The 22,991-nt window shown below is 59.6% G+C and carries 27 protein-coding genes; 15 read left to right on the top strand and 12 right to left on the bottom strand.

The features are described 5' to 3' along the window. Window position 1: 1 nt before the first annotated feature. From uraD to E8M77_RS09765, 6 genes are all read left to right on the top strand, one after another. Window positions 2–508 carry a 2-oxo-4-hydroxy-4-carboxy-5-ureidoimidazoline decarboxylase gene (gene uraD / locus E8M77_RS09795; protein ID WP_137130485.1) on the top strand — a complete coding sequence of 169 codons (507 nt, stop codon included), beginning with the start codon at window positions 2–4 and terminating at the stop codon, window positions 506–508. A 261-nt stretch (window positions 509–769) separates the two neighbouring features. Then, the gene (locus E8M77_RS09785) at window positions 770–1,060 is read left to right on the top strand and encodes a nucleotidyltransferase family protein (RefSeq protein ID WP_137130426.1); all 291 of its coding nucleotides are present in this window, start codon (window positions 770–772) and stop codon (window positions 1,058–1,060) included. Next, entirely contained in the window at window positions 1,057–1,425 is a 369-nt protein-coding gene (locus tag E8M77_RS09780) for a HepT-like ribonuclease domain-containing protein (RefSeq protein WP_246659182.1), read from the top strand. Before E8M77_RS09785 ends, E8M77_RS09780 begins: the two co-directional genes overlap by 4 nt. Window positions 1,426–1,432: 7 nt before the next feature. Further along, a complete protein-coding gene (locus E8M77_RS09775) occupies window positions 1,433–1,933 on the top strand; it encodes an ureidoglycolate lyase (protein ID WP_137130425.1) in 501 nt (166 codons plus the stop codon). Further along, window positions 1,930–2,286 (top strand): hydroxyisourate hydrolase, encoded by a 357-nt coding sequence (gene uraH, locus E8M77_RS09770; RefSeq protein WP_137130424.1) that lies wholly within the window; start codon window positions 1,930–1,932, stop codon window positions 2,284–2,286. The genes E8M77_RS09775 and uraH overlap by 4 nt, the downstream gene beginning before the upstream one ends. A 5-nt stretch (window positions 2,287–2,291) precedes the next feature. Next, window positions 2,292–3,038, top strand: coding sequence for a metallophosphoesterase family protein (locus E8M77_RS09765; RefSeq protein WP_137130483.1), 747 nt, complete (start codon window positions 2,292–2,294; stop codon window positions 3,036–3,038). A 4-nt stretch (window positions 3,039–3,042) separates the two neighbouring features. On the opposite strand, the gene E8M77_RS09760 is transcribed toward E8M77_RS09765, so the two are convergent. Beyond that, window positions 3,043–4,188 (bottom strand): alpha-hydroxy acid oxidase, encoded by a 1,146-nt coding sequence (locus tag E8M77_RS09760; RefSeq protein WP_137130423.1) that lies wholly within the window; start codon window positions 4,186–4,188, stop codon window positions 3,043–3,045. Window positions 4,189–4,345: 157 nt separating this feature from the next. On the opposite strand from E8M77_RS09760, the gene E8M77_RS09755 reads away from it, so the two are divergent. Next, a complete protein-coding gene (locus E8M77_RS09755; protein ID WP_137130422.1) occupies window positions 4,346–4,591 on the top strand; it encodes a type II toxin-antitoxin system Phd/YefM family antitoxin in 246 nt (81 codons plus the stop codon). Then, the gene (locus E8M77_RS09750; protein ID WP_137130421.1) at window positions 4,581–4,865 is read left to right on the top strand and encodes a type II toxin-antitoxin system RelE/ParE family toxin; all 285 of its coding nucleotides are present in this window, start codon (window positions 4,581–4,583) and stop codon (window positions 4,863–4,865) included. The genes E8M77_RS09755 and E8M77_RS09750 overlap by 11 nt, the downstream gene beginning before the upstream one ends. Here the strand turns inward: E8M77_RS09750 and guaD are convergent. Beyond that, window positions 4,860–6,167, bottom strand: coding sequence for a guanine deaminase (gene guaD / locus E8M77_RS09745; RefSeq protein ID WP_137130420.1), 1,308 nt, complete (start codon window positions 6,165–6,167; stop codon window positions 4,860–4,862). The genes E8M77_RS09750 and guaD overlap by 6 nt on opposite strands. Then, window positions 6,164–7,408 carry a urate hydroxylase PuuD gene (puuD, locus tag E8M77_RS09740; protein ID WP_137130419.1) on the bottom strand — a complete coding sequence of 415 codons (1,245 nt, stop codon included), beginning with the start codon at window positions 7,406–7,408 and terminating at the stop codon, window positions 6,164–6,166. Before puuD ends, guaD begins: the two co-directional genes overlap by 4 nt. A gap of 278 nt (window positions 7,409–7,686) precedes the next feature. Here puuD and E8M77_RS09735 point away from each other — a divergent pair, with 278 nt between their 5' ends. Further along, on the top strand, window positions 7,687–8,031 hold the full coding sequence (locus E8M77_RS09735) for a hypothetical protein (protein WP_137130418.1): 345 nt from the start codon (window positions 7,687–7,689) through the stop codon (window positions 8,029–8,031). Here the strand turns inward: E8M77_RS09735 and E8M77_RS09730 are convergent. After that, the gene (locus E8M77_RS09730) at window positions 8,025–8,942 is read right to left on the bottom strand and encodes a LysR substrate-binding domain-containing protein (protein WP_137130417.1); all 918 of its coding nucleotides are present in this window, start codon (window positions 8,940–8,942) and stop codon (window positions 8,025–8,027) included. The two genes, E8M77_RS09735 and E8M77_RS09730, sit on opposite strands and share 7 nt — an antisense overlap. 352 nt (window positions 8,943–9,294) lie before the next feature. Then, a complete protein-coding gene (locus E8M77_RS09725; protein WP_137130416.1) occupies window positions 9,295–10,251 on the bottom strand; it encodes a LysR substrate-binding domain-containing protein in 957 nt (318 codons plus the stop codon). Between the two features lie 226 nt (window positions 10,252–10,477). On the opposite strand from E8M77_RS09725, the gene E8M77_RS24375 reads away from it, so the two are divergent. Beyond that, entirely contained in the window at window positions 10,478–10,600 is a 123-nt protein-coding gene (locus E8M77_RS24375; RefSeq protein ID WP_281408182.1) for a hypothetical protein, read from the top strand. Here the strand turns inward: E8M77_RS24375 and xdhC are convergent. The 7 genes from xdhC to E8M77_RS09685 all read right to left on the bottom strand — a co-directional run bounded on the left by xdhC (window position 10,597) and on the right by E8M77_RS09685 (window position 18,523). Next, on the bottom strand, window positions 10,597–11,391 hold the full coding sequence (gene xdhC / locus E8M77_RS09720; protein ID WP_137130415.1) for a xanthine dehydrogenase accessory protein XdhC: 795 nt from the start codon (window positions 11,389–11,391) through the stop codon (window positions 10,597–10,599). The genes E8M77_RS24375 and xdhC overlap by 4 nt on opposite strands. Before the next feature lie 240 nt (window positions 11,392–11,631). Further along, window positions 11,632–12,003, bottom strand: coding sequence for a DUF559 domain-containing protein (locus E8M77_RS09710; protein WP_137130414.1), 372 nt, complete (start codon window positions 12,001–12,003; stop codon window positions 11,632–11,634). 11 nt (window positions 12,004–12,014) lie between these two features. Next, a complete protein-coding gene (gene xdhB, locus E8M77_RS09705; protein WP_137130413.1) occupies window positions 12,015–14,351 on the bottom strand; it encodes a xanthine dehydrogenase molybdopterin binding subunit in 2,337 nt (778 codons plus the stop codon). A gap of 337 nt (window positions 14,352–14,688) precedes the next feature. Beyond that, window positions 14,689–16,161 (bottom strand): xanthine dehydrogenase small subunit, encoded by a 1,473-nt coding sequence (xdhA, locus tag E8M77_RS09700; RefSeq protein WP_137130412.1) that lies wholly within the window; start codon window positions 16,159–16,161, stop codon window positions 14,689–14,691. A gap of 17 nt (window positions 16,162–16,178) precedes the next feature. Then, window positions 16,179–16,955, bottom strand: a complete 777-nt coding sequence (locus tag E8M77_RS09695; RefSeq protein ID WP_137130411.1) for a 3-hydroxybutyrate dehydrogenase — start codon at window positions 16,953–16,955, stop codon at window positions 16,179–16,181. A gap of 130 nt (window positions 16,956–17,085) precedes the next feature. Then, window positions 17,086–17,583, bottom strand: coding sequence for an invasion associated locus B family protein (locus tag E8M77_RS09690; RefSeq protein ID WP_137130410.1), 498 nt, complete (start codon window positions 17,581–17,583; stop codon window positions 17,086–17,088). Between the two features lie 235 nt (window positions 17,584–17,818). Then, window positions 17,819–18,523, bottom strand: a complete 705-nt coding sequence (locus E8M77_RS09685; protein ID WP_137130409.1) for a glutathione binding-like protein — start codon at window positions 18,521–18,523, stop codon at window positions 17,819–17,821. A 316-nt stretch (window positions 18,524–18,839) separates the two neighbouring features. Here E8M77_RS09685 and E8M77_RS09680 point away from each other — a divergent pair, with 316 nt between their 5' ends. The 5 genes from E8M77_RS09680 (at window position 18,840) to sbmA (ending at window position 22,898) form a co-directional block, all read left to right on the top strand. Then, window positions 18,840–19,904, top strand: coding sequence for an LLM class flavin-dependent oxidoreductase (locus E8M77_RS09680; RefSeq protein ID WP_137130482.1), 1,065 nt, complete (start codon window positions 18,840–18,842; stop codon window positions 19,902–19,904). 22 nt (window positions 19,905–19,926) lie between these two features. Further along, on the top strand, window positions 19,927–20,682 hold the full coding sequence (map, locus tag E8M77_RS09675; RefSeq protein WP_137130408.1) for a type I methionyl aminopeptidase: 756 nt from the start codon (window positions 19,927–19,929) through the stop codon (window positions 20,680–20,682). A 71-nt stretch (window positions 20,683–20,753) separates the two neighbouring features. Continuing rightward, entirely contained in the window at window positions 20,754–21,032 is a 279-nt protein-coding gene (locus E8M77_RS09670) for a DUF6516 family protein (RefSeq protein ID WP_137130407.1), read from the top strand. Window position 21,033: 1 nt separating this feature from the next. After that, window positions 21,034–21,408, top strand: coding sequence for a transcriptional regulator (locus E8M77_RS09665; protein ID WP_137130406.1), 375 nt, complete (start codon window positions 21,034–21,036; stop codon window positions 21,406–21,408). 212 nt (window positions 21,409–21,620) lie between these two features. Beyond that, the gene (sbmA, locus tag E8M77_RS09660) at window positions 21,621–22,898 is read left to right on the top strand and encodes a peptide antibiotic transporter SbmA (RefSeq protein ID WP_137130481.1); all 1,278 of its coding nucleotides are present in this window, start codon (window positions 21,621–21,623) and stop codon (window positions 22,896–22,898) included. Window positions 22,899–22,991: the final 93 nt, after the last annotated feature.

Here is a 22,991-nt window from a genome sequence, read left to right as displayed (position 1 = left end):
GATGATGAACCGCACCGATTTCGTCACCCGTTTTGGTGGTGTTTTCGAACACTCGCCCTTCATTGCCGAGCGCGCCTATGAGGGTGATCTGGTGCCCGGTGAACCGCTGGCGGCCAATGCTGTGCATGCAGCGCTGGTGAGCGTGTTTCGGGCGGCAAGTGCGCAAGAACGGCTCGGCGTGCTGCGCGCCCATCCGGATCTTGCCGGCAAGCTGGCAATTGCCGGCGGTTTGACGGAGGATAGCGCCAAGGAGCAGGCCGGCGCCGGGCTCGATCGCTTGAGCGCGGCGGAGCATGTGCGCTTTACCGAACTCAATACGAGCTATGTGGAAAAGTTCGGCTTTCCATTTATCATCGCGGTCAAAGGACTGACCAAGGACGACATTCTGCATGCCTTCGAGCTGCGCATTCACAACAGCCGCGACGACGAGTTCGCCACCGCCTGCGGCCAGGTGGAGCGCATCGCGCTGCTCAGGCTGCAAGCCATGCTGCCTTCGGCTTCAATATAGCCTATAGTTGATCAACTGGAGTGCTGGAGTTTTGCTTCATACCCCCCTCTGCCCTGCCGGGCATCTCCCTCTCAAGGGGGGAGATTGACTTGCAGCAAATGCCAGGCACCGCTTATTTGTCCAGGAGCTTGGTGTCATAGGCATGTACTGACTAGGTTTGTCGTGCCGATCTCCCCCCTTGAGGGGGAGATGCCCGGCAGGGCAGAGGGGGGTGGTCTTGTAAACCGAGCTGTCGTGCTTTGAACCGACGGGAGTTGTGCTATGCGGCCATCGGATGTGCTGGAGAAGAACAGGGAAGCGATTCGCGCGCTCGTGGTTCGCCACAAGGCGGCCAATGCCCGTGTCTTCGGCTCTGTTGCCCGCGGCGAGGACCGCGAGGACAGTGATCTCGATATTCTGGTCGATACGCTGGCAGAGACAACGCTGTTTGATCTCGGCGGGCTTCAGCATGAGCTGGAAAGTCTGCTTGGTATGCGCGTCGATCTGGCCACGAGCGGCAGGCTGAGACCGAAGATGCGGGACCGAATCCTTTCTGAAGCTGCGGCAATATGAGCCGTCAGCATCAAGCGCTTCTCGATGCTATCGAGCAGATGGAAGAGGCTGTCGAACAGGCTATGGCGTTTGTCGCTGGTATGGACAAACACGCCTTCCTTGCGGATGTAAAAACCCAGATGGCGGTTTCCATGGCCTTTATCATAATGGGTGAGAGCGTTTCGCGTATTCTCGCTATGTATCCTCACATCGCGGATGATCATGGGGATATTCCGTGGCAGAAGATCAAGGGCATGCGCAATCTGGTCGCTCATGAATATTTCGAGCTGGAGTTTGACGCGGTCTGGATGACCGTGCACGATGACCTCCCGCCACTTCTCTCCCAACTCCGCATGCTGCGCCAGATCCGCGCTCAAGGTGAATGACCCCGAAATGCCCAAGACCCTTTCCATTCGTCCGCTGACGCGCGACGCCTTCCTCCCCTTCGGCCAAGTGATCGAAGCCGATCTGTCCACACTGAAACTGATCAATGGCGGAAATACCGAGCGCTTTCATGCGCTTGGAGAGGCCGAGGCTTTGGGCGAGGGCGCGCGCGTCATCCTCAACCTCTTCCGGGGCAAGCCGCGCGCCTTTCCCTACTCGGTTACCATGATGGAGCGGCATCCTTTCGGCAGTCAGAGCTTTTCGCCGCTTTCCGGCAAACCCTATCTCGTTGTCGTATCTGAAGACGAGAGTGGCCGTCCGGCCATGCCACAGGTGTTTCTGGCGCGCGGTGATCAGGGCGTCAACTATGCCGCCAATGTCTGGCACCATCCCCTGATGACGATTGGCGAGATCTGCGATTTTCTGGTTGTCGATCGCGACGGGCCGGGCAACAATCTGGAAGAATTCTTTTTCGATCAGCCCTTCCTCATCAGCGAGCCCAATTCATGACCGGACTGACAACCCATGTTCTCGATACAGCCCTTGGCACGCCGGCGGAAGGCTTGCGGATCGATCTCTACCGACTGGAGGGCGACACGCGTGCTCACCTGAAGACGGTGACCACCAATGCCGACGGGCGCGTCGATGGTGGGCCGATTCTGATCGGCGAGATATTCAAGGCCGGCACCTATGAGCTGGTTTTCCATGCCGGCGATTACCTGAGAACCAGTGGTGCGCGGCTTGCAGAGCCCGCCTTTCTCGACGTTATCCCCATCCGTTTCGGCATTGCCGACGAGGCCGGGCACTATCACGTGCCGCTTCTGATTTCGCCTTACGGCTATTCCACCTATCGAGGGAGCTGACAGTGATGCGTTTTGCCGCCATCGCCGATATTCATGGAAATTGCGCCGCCCTGCATGCGGTCCTGCAGGATATTGGTGCGCAAGGCATTGCGACCAATGCCATCGTCAATCTGGGCGATTGCCTGTCAGGTCCGCTGGAAGCAGGCAAGACGGCGGATCTGCTGCTGTCGCTCGATATCGTCACGGTGCGCGGCAATCATGACCGCTATCTTATCGAACACGATGCGGGCAAAATGCATTCCTGGGAGGCGGATGCCTATGGCCAGTTGACGCCGGATCATCTGGCCTGGCTGAAGGATCTGCCATTTTCAACCGTCTGGCACGGTGATGTGTTTCTCTGTCATGCGACGCCGCAGGACGACCATACCTATTGGCTGGATGCCGTCTCGCCGGAAGGCCATCTCTACCAGAAGCCGCGCGGCGATATCGAGATACTGGCTGAGGGTATCACGCAATCGCTGATGCTGTGCGGCCATTCGCATCTGCCACGCGCCGTCCGGCTTTCGGATGGAAGGCTGATCGTCAATCCGGGCAGTGTCGGCTGCCCGGCCTATGATGATGATCAACCCTGTTTTCATCAGGTCGAGACCGGCAATCCGATGGCATCCTATGCCATTTGCGAAAAGCGGGATGGCGCCTGGACCGTCACCTTCCGGCTCGTGCCTTACGACCACATGCGCCAGTCACGACTGGCGCAGGAGAAAGGTCGGGCGCAATGGGCCTCGGCTCTCGCCACGGGGTGGTTGGGATAGACCCTCAATAGGGATTATGGGCGATAACCGAGCGGTCAACCGTCTGGATGTCGCGCTTGCCGCACAGCGCCATGGTGGTGTCCATCTCTTTGCGGATGATGTCGAGCGCCAGTGTGACGCCTTCCTTGCCCATGGCGCCGAGGCCATAGAGGAAGGGACGGCCGATATAGGTGCCCTTGGCGCCGAGTGCGACGGCTTTCAGCACGTCCTGGCCGGAGCGGATGCCGCCATCCAGATGCACCTCGATGCGATCGCCGACGGCCTCGACGATCTTCGGCAGCATGCTGATCGAGGAGGGCGCGCCATCCAGCTGGCGGCCGCCATGATTGGAAACGATGATGGCATCGGCGCCGGTATCGGCAGCGGCGCGTGCATCTTCCTCATCCATGATGCCCTTGATGATCAGTTTGCCGTTCCATCGCTCCTTGATCCAGGCGATATCGGCCCAGGAGAGGCGCGGATCAAACTGTTCGGCCGTCCAGACGCTCAGCGAAGACAGGTCCGAGACATTCTTCGCATGGCCGACGATATTGCCAAAGCCATGGCGCTTGGTGAGGGCCATGTCGAGGCACCATTTCGGCCGTGTTGCCATCTGCCAGATATGCTTCGGCGTGAATTTTGGCGGTGCAGACAGGCCGTTGCGCAAATCCTTGTGGCGCTGGCCAAGGATCTGCAAATCGGCGGTGACGACAAGCGCGGAGCAACCGGCGCGCTTGGCGCGGTTGATCAGGTTTTCGACGAATTCGCGGTCCCGCATCACGTAGAGCTGGAACCAGAAGGGTTTTGTGGTGACCGAGGCGATATCCTCAATCGAGCAGATGCTCATGGTCGACAGCGTGAACGGCACACCGAACTCTTCGGCAGCCTTTGCCGCCAGCATTTCGCCATCGGCATGCTGCATGCCGGTAAGGCCGGTCGGCGCCAGCGCCACGGGCATGGCCACATCCTGGCCGATCATCGTCGTCTTCAGCGAGCGGTTCGTCATGTCCACCAGCACGCGCTGGCGCAGCTTGATCGCCGCAAAATCGCTCTCGTTCGCCCGGTAGGTGCCCTCCGTCCAGGAACCGCTATCGGCATAATCGAAGAACATTTTCGGCACCCGGCGACGTGCCAGCGTTTTCAGGTCGGCGATGGTCAGTGGCTTGGACATGGGATGGCTTTTCCTCCGAAACTATTCTCCGACAAGTAGCATATGGTGAGCGGGAGGAAAGTGATTTCAGCGAGCATGGAGCCGCTGCGCTCCCCTGTCACAGCGTCACTTGGCATGATATATAGTACTTAAATCGGTACTCAAAATGGAGTGGACCATGCAGCGTGTCGAAGCGGAAATGGCGGTCAGTGTTTCTGATCTGAAAAAGAACCCGACTGCAATTGTTGAAGGTGCCGATGGTCATGCCGTCGCGGTGCTGAACCATAACCGGGTCATGGCCTATATGGTGCCCGCCGGCACCTATGAAGCGATGATGGACGCGCTGGATGACCAAGCGCTTGTCGAGATTGCGCGACAGCGGGTGGGAGAGCGCGGAATTCCGGTTTCGCTGGATGACCTATAGGCTCGAATTTCTTCCCAGTGCTCTCAAAGAGTGGGAAAAGCTGGGCGCGACCCTTCGCGATCAGTTCAAGAAAAAACTGGCTGAGCGTCTGATCACGCCACATGTTCCGGCGGATCGCCTGAGTGGGCTGCCAAATCATTACAAGATCAAATTGCGTGCGGCTGGTTACCGGCTCGTCTACCAGGTGGAAGACGAGCGGATCACTGTTGTTGTCGTGGCTATAGGAAAGCGCGAGCGCTCCGAAGTTTACAAGACAAGCCGGAAGCGGTCATAGACCGGATTTCGCCGCCACACCCGCCACATAGGTTTCCGCCACGCTTCGGTCATCGCCCAGCGTCTGCAACAGGAAAAGCTCCTCCGGCAGCGTGTTGACGGTTTCCATGCGCAGCCGCATGGCGGGGGTCGCGCTGGCATTCAGCACGACGAGATCGGCATCCGTGCCTTCCTCCAGCGTGCCGATGCGATCGACGAGCGACAGCGCCTCGGCATTGCCGCGTGTCATGCGGTAGAAACTGTCGAGCGGGTTCAGGCGCTCTCCCAGCAATTGCTGGATCTTGTAGGCCTCATCCATGGTTTTCAGCATGGAATAGCTGGAACCGCCGCCGATGTCGGTTGCCACGCCAATGCGCACCGGCTTCTCGCGGCGTGCCAGTGCTTTGAGCGGAAACAGGCCGGAGCCGAGGAAGAGGTTGGAGGTCGGGCAATGCACGGCAACCGAGCCGGTTTCGGACAGCACATCGGCCTCGCGTTCCGACAGGTGGATGGCATGGCCGAGCAGTGTCTTTTTGCCGAGAAGGCCGTAGCGGGCATAGATATCGGTATAGTCGGTGGCTTCAGGATATAGCTCGCAGGTGTAGCGGATCTCATCGTGGTTTTCCGACAGATGCGTCTGGATATGCAGATCTGGAAATTCTTGCGCCAGCGCCTGGGCGGCGCTCATCTGTCCCGGTGTGGAGGTGATGGCAAAGCGCGGGGTGATGGCCACATGGTTGCGGCCACGCCCATGCCATTGTTCGATGACTGCGCGGGTTTCGTCATAACCGAGCTGGGCGGTGTCGAGCAGGCCCTGTGGCGCATTGCGGTCCATCATCACCTTGCCGCCCACCATCAGCATGTTGCGGCGCATGGCTTCTGCAAAGAAGGCATCGGCGGATGCCTTGTGCACGGAACAATAGGCAACGGCGGTGGTGGTGCCCTGGCGCAGGAATTCATCATAGAAATGCGTGGCGATGCGCGCCGCGTGGGCGCTTTCCACGAAGCGGCATTCCTCGGGGAAAGTATAGGTTTCCAGCCATTCCAGCAGATTTGCCGCATAGGAGGCAATCACCTGCATTTGCGGGAAATGCACATGGGTATCGATAAGGCCGGGCAAGATGAGATGCGGCCTGTGGTCGATCTCCTGCGTGTCCTCGTCGGCGGCCACCTTCACGTCGGCATAGGTGCCGGTCTTGACGATGCGACCATCCTCGATCAGTAGGCCGCCATCTTCCTCATAGAAGTAGCTGTCTCTGTCGCTCAGGCTATCGGGCGCGCGGTGAAAGGAAAGCAGGCGGCCGCGCAGAAGAAGAGATGTCATTGCTGAATTGCTCCGGCGCCGGCAATGGCGCTTTCATACCAGGCGGTGAGCAGCTTGCGCTCTTCCGGTGAAATGGCGGTGATATTGCCGGGCGGCATGGCATGGCTGCGTCCGGCCTGGATATAGATCTCGCGGGCATGCGCGGCAATCTCGCCATCCGTCTCCAGCTTCACGTTCTTTGGGGCAAAATTGATGCCCTCCCATACCGGTTCTGCCGCATGGCACATGGAGCAGCGGCCCTGCACCACATCGCGCGCTGCGGCAAAATGCACGTTGCCGGCAAATTTCTGCTGGATGGGCGAGAGCGAAGCCTGCGTTTCCCCCGTCAGCACTTTCGGCACGGTGGACAGCCAGATGATCAGGATGAAGAGGATCACTGTGACCAGCCAGGTCCAGGTGGGTTTTCCCTTGCGCGCATGCGTGGTGTTGAACCAGTGGCGGATGGTGACGCCCATCAAAAACACCAGGGCTGCGATGACCCAGTTGAACTGCGTGCCAAACGCCAGCGGATAATGGTTCGACAGCATGAAGAAGATGACGGGCAGCGTGAGGTAATTGTTGTGCAGCGAACGCTGCTTGGCGATGCGGCCATATTTCGGGTCGGGCGTGCGCCCGGCAATCAGGTCAGCGACAACGATCTTCTGGTTGGGAATGATGATGAAGAAGACATTGGCCGACATGATGGTGGCGGTGAAGGCACCCAGATGCAGGAAGGCGGCGCGGCCGGTAAATACCTGCGTATAGCCCCAGGCCATGGCGACGAGCACGACATAGAGCAGCGCCATCAGCCCCCAGGTATTCTCGCCGATCGGGGATTTGCAAAGCTGGTCATAGATGATCCAGCCGACCGAGAGCGAGGCGATGGACAGACAGATGGCCTGCCAGGGGGCCAGCGGCAGCACGCTGTGATCAATCAGGAACAGGTCGGCGCCGCCATAATAGACGATGGCAAGCATCAGGAAGCCGGACATCCAGGTGGCATAGCTTTCCCATTTGAACCAGGTCAGGTGTTCCGGCATCGAGGCCGGCGCGACGAGATATTTCTGGATGTGATAGAAGCCGCCGCCATGCACCTGCCATTCCTCGCCATAGGCACCAGCGGGTAGATGCGGGCGCTTCACCAGGCCAAGATCCAGCGCGATGAAATAGAAAGACGAGCCGATCCAGGCGACTGCAGTGATCACATGCAGCCAGCGCGCGGCAAAGCTCAGCCATTCCCAGGCCACGGCATATTCATACATTGCAGAATCCCTTCACATTCCCCGACCAGTCACTTTGCGAAAATTTTCCACCGAAGGAAAGGGGGAGAGTGCGCTGCAAAAGGGACTGCTCCCCTGAATTTCGGCAGGCGCTGAAGCTTTCGCCAGCCTGTCGGCCACTGTTATTTGTGCATCGCGAAAACTTACGGATTAGCTTGCGCCTGCAACTGCGCTAATATGACGGATGCAAGACAGCCGGTGAAGGCGAGTATTGCGGCTTCACCGGTGATGAAAGGCATTCATCAACGGAGACTAAGCTGATGCGAAGCATTCCAACCCTTGTGATGATTGCGTATGCGTCTGCGTTCCCATCCAGCCTCGGTGCTCACGAGGCCATGTCCGGATGGAAATACGAAGCCTTCTGCTGCAATGGCAACGAGCACAATGGCGATTGCCAGATGATCTCGACGAAGAATGTCAAGGTCACCGCGCAGGGCTATGAAATCTCGCTGAAGCCCGGCGAACACCGGCTGGTGACCAAGCGGCATGATTTTTCGGTGAAACAAAGCGAGGCGCGCCGCAGCCGCGACGAGGAATATCACCTCTGTCTCTATCCCAATGAGGATACGCTGCGCTGCTTCTATGCGCCGGATATGGCCTATTGATCTGCTGATGCGCCGGGTGCGGCCGAGGGCGGCAGCGTTTCTGTCATCCATTGGCGGAAGGCCACGACCTTTGCCGACTTGCGTCGACTTTTCGGCGATATGAGCCAGTAGGTCTTGTCGTCCTCTTTGAAGACGTCGAACGGCATGATCAGTCGGCCGGTATTCAGTTCCTCGCGGTGAAGAAACGGGCTCAGCAGCGCCACGCCATGGCCGGCAATCGCCGCACTGCCTTCCAGATCCAGCGCACCGTCGGCGTCGATCGTGCTTGTGCCGGGCAGAGGTGTGTCGGTGCCGTTCGACTGAAACCAGATTCTCCACCATTTGCTGCTGCCGCCGATCAGCGGCAGTTTCAGAAGATCCGCCGGGTTCGTCACGCCGCCGATTGTCTCGGCCAGTTTTGGGCTCAGCATGGGTGCATAGTGCAGTCGGAAAAGCTCCTGCGCATCCACATCCGCCGGCGGACGCTCGCCCCGCCAGATGGCGATATCGGCATTATCCTGGCGAAAATCCATCGGCTTTTCGATGCGCAGGATGCGCACCGCCAACCCCGGATTCTGCAGCTGGAAGGCGCCGATATGGCGGGCCAGCCAGTGGCTGGCAAAGGTTGGCGTCGAGCGGATTTCCAGAATGCCGCCCGCCTCCTGGCGCGCTTCCGATATGGCTTCCGATAGAAGGCCGAAGGCTTCAGAAACCTTTGGCAGCAGCTGTTCACCCGTCTGCGTCAGAGTGATGCGCCGTGCCTCGCGGATAAACAGCAGTTCGCCGAGATGTTCTTCCAAAAGCTTGACCTGATAGCTGACGGCCGTCTGCGTCATGCCCAGCTCTTCGCCAGCCCTGGTGAAGCTGCCGAGCCGTGCCACGGCCTCGAACACCCGGATCGCATTGAGCGGCAGCTTGCGCGATAGCTTCATGGATAAGTTTTCTTTCTGGCTGGCCTGTTCGATTGAATTGGTAGAGCGCAGGAAACGGGTGGTATGACACCGGAATTGGCCGCATTTGTCGAGCCAGGCATCAAAATATTTCAGTACTGGAGGCTATTATGGCGGTGTGGACCAGAGGTTCTGCCGGGCGCAGATCTGCGGCCTTTATGTGGGTGAAAGGGCTTCTGTCCCGTCGCACCGTATCCGCTACGCGACCGTCGGACGATGTGCCGGAGGATTTGCGCCCGGATCTCGCATTGTCCCGACCTTTGCCGGTGCCGCAGGAAGATCTGTGGGCGCGCATACGTGCGGCAAGGTTGCCGCCGCTTTGATGACCGGTGGTTTATGCTGAGTCCGGAGGATAGGAACCCGCCCCGTCGTCGGCGCCTGGGCTGCCGGCGGGGGACGTGTCGAAGCTCGGAAGGGTCTTCTTGAGGAAATTGCGGAAGGCACGCACTTTGGCGGTGTGGCGCCGGTTTTCCGGATAAACCAGCCAATAATGTGATCCGTCCTCGCAGGCGAGTTCGAAAGGCTGGATCAAGCGGCCCATCGCCACGTCGTCCTGGTAGAATTCCGGTCTGAGAATGGCGACCCCATGGCCGGCAATGGCCGCCGCCGCTTCGACGGCCTGTGAGCCAAGCCGGCTTCTGGATGTGCTTTCCAGCGGTGCATCCGGATGGCCGGCGGCGGTGAACCAGATGCGCCACCAGTGATCGCTTGGATCGATGATCTTCAGCTTCAGAAGATCCAGCGGCTCACGCACGCCGCCGATGGTCTCGGCAAGCTGGGGGCTCAGCATCGGCGTGAAATGGTTGCGCATGAGAAAATGCGCTCGCAGGCCCGGCCATTCTCCCTTGCCCACCCGGATCGCCAGATCGGCCTCCGTCTTGTTAAAGTCGATGACCTCCTGAGAGGTTTCCAGGCGCACCGCAACGGACGGATTGTCGAGCTGGAAGATACCGAGGTGACGGGCCAGCCAATGGCTGGCAAAAGTGCTGGTGGCGTGAATGGTCAGAGTGCCCTCGGCACTGCCCTGCATCTCGTTGACTGCGGCCTGTAGCATGTCAAAGCCTTCCGAGACCTTCGGTGCCAAGCGCGCTCCGGCATCTGTCAAGGCAATCCTGCGCGGCTGCCGCAGGAAGAGGGTTTCCTTCAGCGTATCCTCCAGAAGCTTTACCTGATAGCTGACGGCCGTTTGCGTGAGGCCCAGTTCCTCGCCGGCCTTGGTGAAGCTCAGGTGGCGAGCGACCGCCTCGAACACGCGCAGCGCGTTCAGCGGGAACTGTTTCGACATCTTCATGCATTTGTCCTCTTGATCCATGCAGATGAAGCTTCGATTGGATCGCTGTCCTCATACCTTGCATCCTGCCAATAGATACTTCTGCAAATGGTGATGCAAGATGCATAGATTACAATTGATTACGCCAGCCGGGCTGGTCCGCGCCCTGCTTTCTGTCGCAGGTTACAAGAGCCGTAGACCCATTGAAACGGAGTGTAGCAAGGGCAACAGATTTGATGCAGAGGTCATGCCCGAATATCTGAAGCAGGATCTCGGATTCATCGACCTGCATGACCGCCGCCACCGGATGGCCCGGCCGCCAAGTGCCTTCGACGCGGCGCGCGACGTCTTTCTGCGGCGGCCGCTCTAATCAGTCTTCGAAAGGGTGGTCAGCAGTTCGGCGGCCACCATGGCCGCAATCACCTCCGGGCGCTTGTCGTGCACAGCCGTTCCGCCGATGGGCAGGATGAGGGGATCGGCTGAGATCGTGCCATGCGTTTCGCGCGCCAGCCAGCTTTTGAATGTGGCGCGCTTGGTGGCGGAGCCGATCATGCCGACATAGGCCAGATCGCTGCGGGCCAGCGCCTCGCGGGCGATGAGGAAATCCAGCGCATGGTCATGGGTGAGGATCAGCACGGCACTGCCGGGGGCAAGATCCCGCACCAGCGCTTCGGGCATGGCCACATGTCTGGCCTCGATGCCGGGTGGCAGATCCTTGAGCGCTTCGGCGCGGGTCTCAATGACGGTGACGGAAAAGGGCAGGGGTGACAGCGCCCGCACGAGCGCCTGCCCCACATGGCCGGCCCCAAACAGTATGACTCGAGGGTAAGCGGCAGACTCTGCGGCACGGTCAGACTCAAGGTCAGCTGCCACCCTTGGCGTGACTTTGCTAAACGACAGCCGCGTGCGCCCGCCGCAGCATTGGCCGATGTCTGGCCCAAGCGGAATGTCCATCTCGGGCATGCCTTCACCGCCGATCAGCGCGCGCGCATTGTCGATCGCCATGAATTCCAGCTGTCCGCCGCCGATCGTGCCGAAACTGGCTGAGGGCGATACCAGCATATAGGCGCCCTGTTCACGCGGCGTCGAGCCTTTCGCTTGGCTGATGGTGACGAGGATCGTGTCCGGGTTTGCGGCAAGGAAGGCGGTGAGCGAGGTCATGACATGCTTCCTCTATCATGCCGAACGGCACCCCCCTCTGTCCTGCCGGACATCTCCCCCTCAAGGGGGGAGATCGACAAGCGGCTCAGGCGCGGAACAATTTCGATGGTGTTGCGAGCGGCTAGTATTGTCGTGGAGTGAGCCAAGCGGCTGCTTCTGTCTGATCTCCCCCCTTGAGGGGGAGATGTCCGGCAGGACAGAGGGGGGTGCATCTCAAGCGATACGACCGAGAAAACGACACTATTCAAAGCGGCCAATTCCTATCACCTGCAGGATATGCATACAGGCATCATCAAGATGCGTCATGATTTCGCCGCTGGTAAAGCGAATGACCTGCCAGCCGAGTTCCGCCAGGACTGCATCACGTTGATGATCATGGACAATCTGCTTGTCGAACGAATGGCCAGACCCATCGATCTCAATGATCAGTTTGTGGTCCGGGCAGGCGAAATCGGCAATATAGCCGCCAATCGGCATCTGGCGTCGAAAACTCAGTCCCATCAACCGATGAGCCCGCACCGCATTCCAGAACTTCAATTCTGGTTCGGTCAACGCGCGACGCATACGCCGCGCGCTTTGACGATTTCGAACCGGCACTTCGAAATGCGGCATCGCTGCCCCCATCACATCGCCTTCATCCGCTCCACGGCCATCAGCACGCGTTCCGGCGTTGCCGGCGCGTCAAGCTTCGGGCAGACCGTGTAATCGGCAATCGAGGCGACGGCCATGGACAGTGCTTCCAGCACCGAAATGCCCAGCATGAAGGGCGGTTCGCCGACAGCTTTCGAGCGACCGATCGTCGGTTCGCGGTTTTCCGACCAGTCGGCCAGTTTGACGTTGAAGATTTTTGGCCTGTCTGAAGCCAACGGGATCTTGTAGGTGGACGGTGCATGGGTGCGAAGCCGGCCCTTGGCATCCCACCACAGTTCTTCCGTCGTCAGCCAGCCCATGCCCTGCACGAAGGCGCCCTCGATCTGGCCGATATCGATGACCGGATTGAGCGATTTGCCGACATCATGCAGGATATCGGTGCGATCCATCAGGTATTCGCCGGTCAGCGTATCGATCGACACTTCTGAACAGGCGGCGCCATAGGCGAAGTAATAGAAGGGCCTGCCGCGCCCTGCGGCCCGGTCCCAATGGATTTTCGGCGTCTTGTAAAAGCCGGCGGCAGACAGTTGCACCCGGCCGAAATAGGCCGCCTTCACCAGAGCGTCGAAACTGATCGTTTCACTGCCGATCCGCACGCGGTTGGGCAGGAATTCCACATCCTTTGCCTCGACCTGCCATTTGCCGCAGGCAAACTCGACCAGCCTCTCCTTGATCTGGCGGGCGGCATCGTAAGCGGCCATGCCGTTCAGATCCGAGCCGGAGGAGGCGGCGGTGGCCGATGTATTGGGAACCTTGCCGGTCGTGGTTGCGGTGATCTTCACTCGTTCGATATCGACATTGAAGGCATCGGCCACCACCTGCGCCACCTTGGTGTAAAGCCCCTGGCCCATTTCCGTGCCGCCATGGTTCAGATGGATCGAGCCATCCGAATAGACATGCACCAGCGCACCGGCCTGATTGAAGGCGGTCATGGTGAAGGATATGCCGAATTTCACCGGCGTCAGCGCAATGCCCTTGCGGATGACCGGGCTGTTTTCATTGTAGTCAATGATCGCTTGGCGTCTTGCACGGTAGTCGCTGGAGGCTTCCAGCTCTTCCACCAGCTGCAGCAGGATATTGTCCTCCACCTCCTGGTGATAGGGGGTCAGCGTGCGCCCGGACCCCGGCTGGCCATAAAAGTTCAGCTTGCGGATATCGAGCGGGTCCTTGCCCACCGCATAGGCTATTTCCTCGATGAAGCGCTCACCGCCCAGCATGCCCTGCGGCCCGCCGAAGCCGCGAAAGGCGGTGTTGGAACAGGTGTGGGTTTTGAGCGGCTGGGAGGTGAGATGCACATGCGGATAGAAATAGCTGGAATCCGCATGAAACAGCGCACGGTCGGTGACCGGCCCGGAAAGATCCGAGGAGAAGCCGCAGCGTGCCGCAAATGTGGCATCCACCGCATGGATGCGGCCTTCCTCGTCAAAGCCCAGTTCATAGTCGACGCGAAAATCATGCCGTTTGCCGGTCACCGCCATGTCCTCGTCGCGGTCTGGACGGAATTTTACGGCGCGGTTGAGCTTTTTGGCGGCCAATGCGGCGAGGCAGGCGAAATGTGCGCCTTGCGTTTCCTTGCCGCCGAACCCGCCGCCCATGCGCCGTGTGTTGACGGTCACGGCATGGTTGGCGCAAGCTAGCACATGCGCCACCATATGCTGCACCTCGGTCGGATGCTGGGTGGATGACCAGATGGTAACATCCTCGTCTTCACCGGGAATGGCGAGCGCAATCTGGCTTTCGAGATAGAAATGCTCCTGCCCGCCGATTTCCATCTGGCCTTGCAGGCGAAGCGGCGCCTTTTGCATTTCCGTTTCCGGCTCGCCGCGCTTCAGTGTCATCGGCGTGATGACGAGCGGTGCACCATTGGCCTGCGCGCCTTTTATATCGGTCCAGTGCGGCAGGTCGCGGTATTCGATCTTGGCCAGACGGGCGGCACGGCGGGCCGCATCACGCGTTTGCCCGATGACGACGAAGATCGGCTGGCCATGGAATTCGACCTTGTCGGTCGCCAGCAGCGGTTCGTCATGGCTGCCATTGGAGGAGACATCGTTGACGCCTGGAATATCGGACGCCGTGATGACGGCGACGACACCCGGCGCGGCTTTGACGGCGGATAAGTCGAGAGACAGGATATCGGCATGCGCCCTGTCTGCCATGCCAAGCGCTGCATGCAGCGTGCCGGCGGGTTCCGGCATGTCATCGATATATTCGGCACTGCCGGTCACATGCTTGTGGGCCGAATCATGGCGCAGTGATGTGTGCACCGAGCCATTGATGACGGGTTTCGCGTCGAAGGTGGTGTTGTCCATCAGTGCGTTCCTTCGATGACGTTATGTTTTCCAATGGTCTGATGGCGATTACTCCGTCCGGCCAGCGAAAGACCCCCTCTGGCTGCCGCCATCTCCCCCACAAGGGGGGAGAGGACCAGCGGTAATGCCTTTGCCACATGTGAGCGCTGAGGGTGCGGCAGATTAAGCCCCTCCCCCTTGTGGGGAGGGGTTGGGGAGGGGGCTTTTTTCACCCGAGCAACGAAGCTGCTATTGAAGCGGCCCGAAAGGCGCACCGAACCGCCGGGCTCGTCCCCAGCAGGCCGGCAGGACAGAGGGGGGTAGTTCAGCACAGAGGAACCAAAGGAATAGGCCATACTCAAGCCTCCTCCGGCTCGAACCGCACCAGTTCCTGCGGCTGGCCGGCGGTTTCGAGGAAAAAGCGGGTCAGCAGGTTGCGGGCGGTGATCGCCCGGTACTCTGCCGTGGCGCGCCAGTCGGTCAGCGGCTGGTAATCCTCGGCGAAAGACATTTGCGCGGCGGCAACCGCGTTCCAGCTCCATGGCTGGCCGACAAGCGCTGCCTCCACGCTCGTTGCGCGTTTGGGCGTGCCGGCCATGCCGCCGAAAGCGATGCGACAGGTTTCCACGCAGCCTTCGGCATCCAGCGTCAGGTAGAAGGCGCCGAGAAGGGCGGAAATATCCTCGTCGCGGCGCTTGGTGATCTTGTAGGCGGCAAAAAACGCCTCTTCATTGCGAACGGGCACGAAGATCTTCTCGACAAATTCGCCGGGCTTGCGGTCTTGGCGGCCATATTCGATGAAATAGTCTTCCAGCAGTAGCGTGCGCGAGGAGGATGCCGAGCGCAGCGTGACACTGGCGCCGAGCGCAATCAGGGCCGGTGGCATGTCGCCGATCGGCGAGCCATTGGCGATATTGCCGCCGATCGTGCCCATATTGCGCACCTGCGCGCCGCCGATGCGGTCGATCAGCCGGCCCATGGCCGGATAGGCGAATTCCAGAACCGACAGCGCCTGGGCATAGGTCACGCCGGCACCCAGCGTAATGCCGGTCTCGTCTTCGGTAATCGTCTGCAGGTCCGTCAGGTGGTTGATGAAGACGACCGGATTGATCGGGCGCATCTGTTTGGTCACCCAGAGCCCGACATCGGTGGACCCGGCAATGATCGTGGCTGACGGCTCCTGTTCCAGCGTTGCGGCAAGGCCCGCCAGCGTGCCGGGAATGATGGCGCGCTTGCCGTCTTTCTCCACGGTGATGGTGTCGGAGGAGGCGCGGATGGTCCAGAGTTTGGCCATGATCTCGGCGCGGTCGCGCTCGATCGGATCAAACAGCGCGCTTGGGCGCTCGGTCGCCACCTGTTCGGCGGCTTTGACGATCGGCTCATAGCCCGTGCAACGACAGAGATTGCCCTGTAGTGCGATTTCGATTTCGGCCCGGCTTGGCTCTTCATTCGCCATCCACAGCCCATAGAGCGACATGACGAAGCCCGGCGTGCAGAAGCCGCATTGCGAGCCATGGCAATCCACCATGGCCTGCTGCACGGGATGCAGCTTACCATCCTTGCCGGCCAAATGTTCCACTGTCACCACATGCGTGCCATGCAGGGAGCCGAGAAAGCGGATGCAGGCATTGACGCTTTCATAGCGCAGCGCGCCGCCGATCAGCCGCCCCACCAGTACGGTGCAGGCACCGCAATCACCCTCGGCACAGCCTTCCTTGCTGCCCGTCAGCCGCCGTCTCAGGCGCAGATAGTCCAGCAAGGTTTCCGTTGGAGAAAAATCACCAAGCGAAATATCGTCGCCATTGAGGATGAAGCGGATGGCTGATGTCATGCGTGCCCCTGCAGTCTTTATTGGGCGGTCCAGCCGCCATCGATGGAGATATGGGTTCCGGTGATCTGTCGTGCGGCGTCGCTGGCAAGGTAAAGCGCGGTGGCAGCTACCTCTTCAATGCTGACGAATTGCTTCGTCGCCTGCAAACGGAGCATAACGTCCGTCTTGACCGCCTCTTCCGAGATACCACGCTCGCGCGCCGTGTCGGGGATCTGTTTTTCCACGAGAGGCGTCAGCACGTAGCCGGGGCAGATGGCGTTCACTGTAATGCCGAATTCGGCCAATTCCAGTGCGGCAGTCTTGGTCAGACCAAGAATGCCGTGCTTGGCAGCGACATAAGCCGATTTGTAAGGCGATGCAACAAGCGCATGCGCGGATGCCACATTGATGATACGGCCCTTGCCGGTCTTTTTCATCAGGGGAATGGTGTTGCGCATGGTGTGAAAGGCCGAGGACAGAAGGATGGCGATCAGCTGATCCCATTTCTCGATGGGGAAATCCTCGATCTTTGCCACATGCTGGATACCGGCATTGTTGACCAGCACATCCACCGTGCCAAAGGCCTTGACCGCCGTGTCGATGAGATCGGCAATCTCTTCGGGCTTCGTCATGTCGGCGCCATGGTAAAGCACCGTGCCTGCACCCAGCGTGTCGAGATCGGCGCGCGCCGCTTCGATTTCGTCGGCCTTGCCGAAGCCGTTGATCACCACATTGGCGCCTTCTGCTGCAAAGGCGCGGGCAATACCTAGCCCTATGCCGCTGGTGGATCCGGTGACGACGACGGTTCTGGCCATGTTACTTCTCCCTTTGGCGCGGCGTTCTGCTGCATCGCGATAAAGGAAGTTATGCCCAAAGCCATGTGTGTTGCAACGGCGCAGTGATGACGCCCGGCCGGCGCCTGTCGCGCCAGCCGGGGCAGGCAGATCAGTTGCAGCGGTTGACCTCGTTCAGTGCGGCGCTCACGCCTTTCAGCGAAAACGTATAGGTCGTGTTCGTGCCGCGCGCAGAAGTGGCCTTCAGGGTCATGTCGGAGCCGCCGCGCATGGCCGCCACCAGCGCCGGCTCGCGGGCCGGATCGCGCACCCAGGCGGCGTTTTCCTTCGGGACCAGGATGAAGCTTTCACTGCCGATGGTGACGGTGATGCGCGAATCTGCCTTGATTCCATAGCCCATGATCGCCTGCGGCATCAGGCCGGAGGTGCCGGCCTGGGGCGCGACGAGGAAGAAATTCTCGCCATGGGCGACGCTGGCCGGTAATTGCGAGACGGGGACCGACAGCGCATAGCAATTCCTGGCATTGCCGCTGCCATAGGAATAGACGCCCCATGCATCGAATTGCTTGACCCGAGTTGGCTGCGCGCTGGCGCTCATGGCCGACAGCAGGACGACGGAAACGGCAAGGGTGCATGTCTTGGGCGACATCAAATTCTCCTCGAAAGTTCACGGATCGGAACAGCCCGGACGCGAAATGCAAACGGCTGCGACAGCGCCCGATTGAACGGTAGGAGAGTTATCGAAAGATTAACGGGGGGATCAACCCTTATGCGCAAAGCCTCACAAAGGGTTGATGCTATGTGTCCGCATGGCCTGCAGATCAAGGGTTTAAGCAGATCTGACAGGCCATCTGGTTTTTTTGAGGATTGTCTCAAATAGACTGTTACGGGCGGGCCGGAATGTCGACGCCGCGGGCCACGGCCGGGCGCGCCATCATGCGATCAAACCAGGCCGGCAGCGCCGTCAGGCTGTCATAGCCGACCAGTTCGCCCGCTTCGTAGAAGCCGATGAGGGCACGGATCCAGCCGACGATGGAGATATCGGCAATCGTCATCTCATCGCCCATGATGAACTCGCGACCGGCGAGGCGGGTTTCCAGCACGCCGAGCAGGCGCTTGGTTTCGTTGAGATAGCGATCACGCGGGCGCTTGTCTTCGTACTCCTTGCCGGCGAATTTGTGGAAAAAGCCGAGCTGGCCGAACATCGGGCCGATGCCGCCCATCTGCAGCATGACCCATTGGATGGTTTCATAGCGGGCCGCACCATCCGTCGGCAGGAACTGGCCGGTCTTTTCGGCGAGATAGATCAGGATGGCACCCGATTCGAACAGCGCCAGCGGCTTGCCGTCCGGACCGTGCGGATCGAGAATGGCGGGGATCTTGCCGTTCGGGTTGAGCGACAGGAATTCAGGCCCCCAGGTTTCGTTCTGGCCGATATTGATGAAATGCGGCTCATAGGCGAGGCCGGTTTCCTCCAGCATGATCGACACCTTCACGCCGTTGGGCGTCGGCGTCGAGTAAAGCTGCAGAATATCCGGATTGGCTGCCGGCCAGCGGGTGGTGATCGGGAAGGTGGACAAATCGGCCATGGGAGGTCCTTTGGGCTTGGGATGCCGGTGACTATAACGACGGGCGTCGGCATTGCCAGAGGCGGGGAGGGGCTTGATGCTGAACGCTGTGTTTCAGGATCAGGCGTCTGGCAAGCGGTTTGCGGATCTGGCTGACAGATCACTTCAAGTGCCTTGCGTGGTTGCTCTACAAACATCGACAAGCACATGATTGCAGACTCATTTTCGCATGTTCGCGCCTATCCATTTTTTCGACGCATGCCTTCGAAACTTTCGCCTTTGCGTTTGGCGCAGTGCTTTCTATGTACGCATTTGAAACGAAGAACGGATGACGATGATGGAACTGGGCCTATACACATTTGCGGACGTCGATCCGGCGATTGCCAGCGGCAGCCGGGGCCAGGATGCCGCCACGCGGCTGAAGCATCTTCTGGAGGAAATCGAACTGGCCGACCAGGTGGGGCTGGATGTCTTTGGCCTTGGCGAACACCACCGGCCTGACTATGCGGTGTCTTCGCCGGCAACGGTGCTGGCGGCAGCGGCGGTTAAGACGAAGAACATCCGTCTGTCGAGCGCCGTTTCCGTCCTCAGCTCCGATGATCCGATCCGGGTTTTCCAGCAGTTTTCGACCGTCGATCTTCTGTCGAACGGGCGGGCGGAAATCATGGCGGGGCGCGGCTCCTTCATCGAATCCTATCCGCTTTTTGGCTATGATCTCAGTGACTACGACCGGCTGTTTACCGAAAAGCTGGAACTGCTTTTAACGCTGCGCGACAATGAGATTGTCGATTGGGCGGGCGAACTTCGTGCGCCGATCGAGCGGCGCGGCGTCTATCCGCGTCCGCTGCAGGAAAAGCTGCCGATCTGGATTGCGGTGGGCGGCACGCCGCAATCGGTGGCGCGCGCCGGCGCCATGGGCCTGCCGCTGGCAGTCGCCATTATCGGCGGCGATTATGCGCGCTTTGCCCCTTTCTTCGACCTTTACCGGGAGGCGGCGCGCCGCGCCGGCCAGGATGCCGGCAAACTCAAGACCAGCATCAATGTGCATGGCTTCGTGGCCGATACAACGCAAGCTGCCGCCGACCAGTTCTACGGCCCGCAAGCCGCCGTGATGGACCGTATCGGGCGCGAGCGCGGCTGGGGCCCGACCAATCGGGCACAGTTCGACCGGGCGCGCTCTGCCCCCGGCAATCTCTTTGTCGGCGATCCGGAAACCGTGGCGGAAAAGATCATTGCTGCCCATCAGGTGTTCGGCAATGATCGGCTGCTGATCCAGATGGCGATTGGCCTGATGCCGCATGAGCAGATCATGCGCGGCATCGAACTTTTCGGCACGCGCGTGGCGCCGCTTGTCAGAAAAGCATTGACGCCTGCAGCGGTTGGCGCGAAACCGGCCGCTTGAAAGGCGCGCCGGGATAGCTTGCATGATCGTTTCCACAGAAGATGAACTGGACAGACTGAAGGCGATCGGCCGCATCTGCGCCCATGCGGTGAATGTCATGGGCAAGGCGCTGGAGCCGGGCATCACCACGCTGGAGCTTGACGGTATTGGCCGGCGGCTTCTGGACGAGGCCGGTGCGCAATCGGCGCCGGAAGTCTGCTATCAGTTTCCCGGCGCCACCTGCATCAGCGTCAACGAGGAAGTGGCGCATGGCATTCCCGGCGAGCGGATCATCAAGGCCGGCGATCTCGTCAATATCGATGTCTCTGCCGTGAAAGACGGTTTCTTCGGTGATACCGGCGCCTCGTTTGCCGTGCCGCCGGTGAAACGCGAGATCGAGAAACTGGTTCGCGACGGGCGCCGCGCCCTGTGGACCGGCCTGCAGCAGGTGCGGCCGGGCAAGCCACTGGCCGGCATCGGCCATGCCATTGGCGCCTTTGCCAAGAAGAACCGCTATACGCTGATCACCAATCTGGCGAGCCATGGCGTTGGCCGCTCGCTGCATGAGGAGCCGACCGAAGTGCCGACCTGGCCGGACCCGGACGAGACACGCAGCATGGAAGAAGGCCTCGTCTTTACCATCGAACCCTTTCTGTCGCTCGGCGGGCACTGGGCCGAAGATGGCGGCAATGGCGACCCCTGGACGCTGTATAGCGATCCGAAGGCGCCCACCGTGCAGTTCGAGCACACGATTGTCGTGACCCGCAACGGCCCGCTGATCCTGACGCTTGCGGAGTAGGCTGTTCAGGTCCGGCCGGCAATGCTGTTGGCATTGTTGACAACAGCTGTCGCCTGCGGCCTAAGATGGCCATGAAGGCGACCAAGCTGATGCATGACAAGCGCATCCTTGATGATGGCGCGATTGTGGAGATGGTGGTCTGGAAGTTGCCGGCGCCAGTGCTCGGCAGCAGGCACAGTTTCAAGTACAGCCTTTATTTTGGCCGCAATGGCAGGCGCATTGTTGGTTTCGACAATGAAAGAGGCAAAGGCGACCATTGCCATCTGGATGGTGTCGAAGCGCCGTATTCATTCATCAATGTCGAGGGTTTGGTCGAGGATTTTCTGAGGCAGGTGAAGCGGAGGTTATAGCATGGCCAAGGCACTGATCCGGGTAAGGGCAGCCGAGAACCGAGACGCTGATCTCAACGCCATGGGCGCTCGCTTCATCGAGGCCTGGAAGGGCGAAACAGTCGAGCCGCTCAGCGTCATCACCTTCGAGACGCCCAGCCAGCTGTTCTCCGTCCTGTCGCCCAAGCGGTGGCAATTGATCGAGCAGTTGCAGGCAATTGGCGCCTCAAGCATTCGTGCTCTGGCGCGCGCGCTTAGCCGGGATGTGAAGCGGGTGCATGAGGATGTGGTGCTACTGATCGAGTGGGGACTGGTCGAGAAGGCGGAAGATGGCCGCATTATCGTTCCCTATTCGGAAATCGAAGCGGACTTTGTTCTGAAGGCAAGCGCGGCCTAGCGCCGATGCTTGGTGTAAGCCGCACGGGTAAGGGCATTGGCGGGTTTTCGCGCTTGGGTGGCAAACGTCGTTACAATTGCGTAACCAGCACGGTTCGCCATTGCTGGTGTTGCCGATCTGGCTTAGAGATTCTGCTGATTTGACAGGCTCTTGTCGGCAATATGCCGCGGATCGCGACTGCCGTTCAACCGCAGCAAGGGAACCCCCTCTCCGTGTTTCACTCATTCTTCCCAAAGCCCAAGCTCTTCTTTACCTCGGCCGCCCTGTGGGGCGCAGTGATGATCGTCCTTTGGTATGCGGGGGGATCAGCTGCCGGAGCAATGTTTGGGCTGCCGGCATTGGCTGAAGGCCAGTCGCCGCCTGTCGGCGTCTCGGTTTTCTTGTCTACGCCATTTCTGTGGTTTTACATTTACTACACCGTTGGCGTTCTGCTGTTTTCGGCATTCTGGTTCTGGTTCAGTCCGCACTTTTGGCAGACGTGGTCGGTGCTCGGTTCTGCCCTGATAATCTTTGCGACCTATTTTTCGGTTCAGGTCAGCGTCGCGTTGAATGCCTGGTACGGCCCCTATTACGATCTGATCCAGCAGGCGCTTGCAAAGACGGCGCCAGTGACCGCAGAACAGTTGTATCTTGGCATGTTGAGCGTTTCTGGCATTCTGTTTCTGGCGGTGACGGTTGGTGTGCTCAACCTGTTTTTTGTCAGCCACTACATCTTCCGCTGGCGCATGGCGATGAACGAATTCTACATGGCCAACTGGGATAAGCTTCGACATATCGAGGGCGCTTCCCAGCGCGTGCAGGAAGATACGATGCGCTTTTCCTCGACGGTCGAGGGGCTCGGTGTAGGCTTTGTGCGCGCCATCATGACGTTGATTGCCTTTCTGCCCGTACTTTTTTCTTTCTCGCAGACGATCACCGAGCTGCCAATCATTGGCGAAATCCCTCATGCGCTGGTCTGGGCCGCCATTGTCTGGTCACTCTTCGGTACCGTCTTTCTGGCTTTGGTGGGTATCAAGCTTCCGGGTCTGGAATTCCGCAACCAGCGCGTGGAAGCAGCCTATCGCAAGGAATTGGTCTACGGTGAGGATCACGAAGGTCGCGCTCAGCCGGTTACCGTTGCGCAATTGTTTGAAAATGTGCGAAAAAACTACTTTCGGTTGTATTTCCACTATCTTTATTTCAATATTGCCCGGATTTTCTATCTTCAGGCGGACAATCTCTACAGCACTATCGTGCTTATTCCGTCCATCGCTGCCGGCAAAGTCACGCTTGGCATCTTTACCCAGATCAGCAACGTCTTCGATCAGGTGCGCAGTTCGTTCCAGTATCTGATCAATTCATGGTCGGTCTTCGTTGAATTGATGTCGATCTATAAACGTTTGCAGGCCTTCGAAGCAGCCATCGATGGCGCGCCTTTGCCGGAAATCGACCAGACCTATCTGAAGCGCGAGGCTGAAGAAGGCGAGATGGCAGCCAACAAGCTGGTGTGATGGGCTTTGGCTTTGCCTTTTGAGGCTTCAGCGGTTGATGACGTCATCCTCGGGCTTGTCCCGAGGAGCCACCGAGGTCGCATGCGAAGCGAT

Origin of the sequence: Rhizobium sp. FY34, assembly GCF_005222845.1 — a bacterium.
In the GTDB taxonomy this organism is placed as follows: domain Bacteria; phylum Pseudomonadota; class Alphaproteobacteria; order Rhizobiales; family Rhizobiaceae; genus Neorhizobium.
Note: the sequence above shows the minus strand (reverse complement) of the source record. Positions and strands in the feature narration are given on the sequence as shown.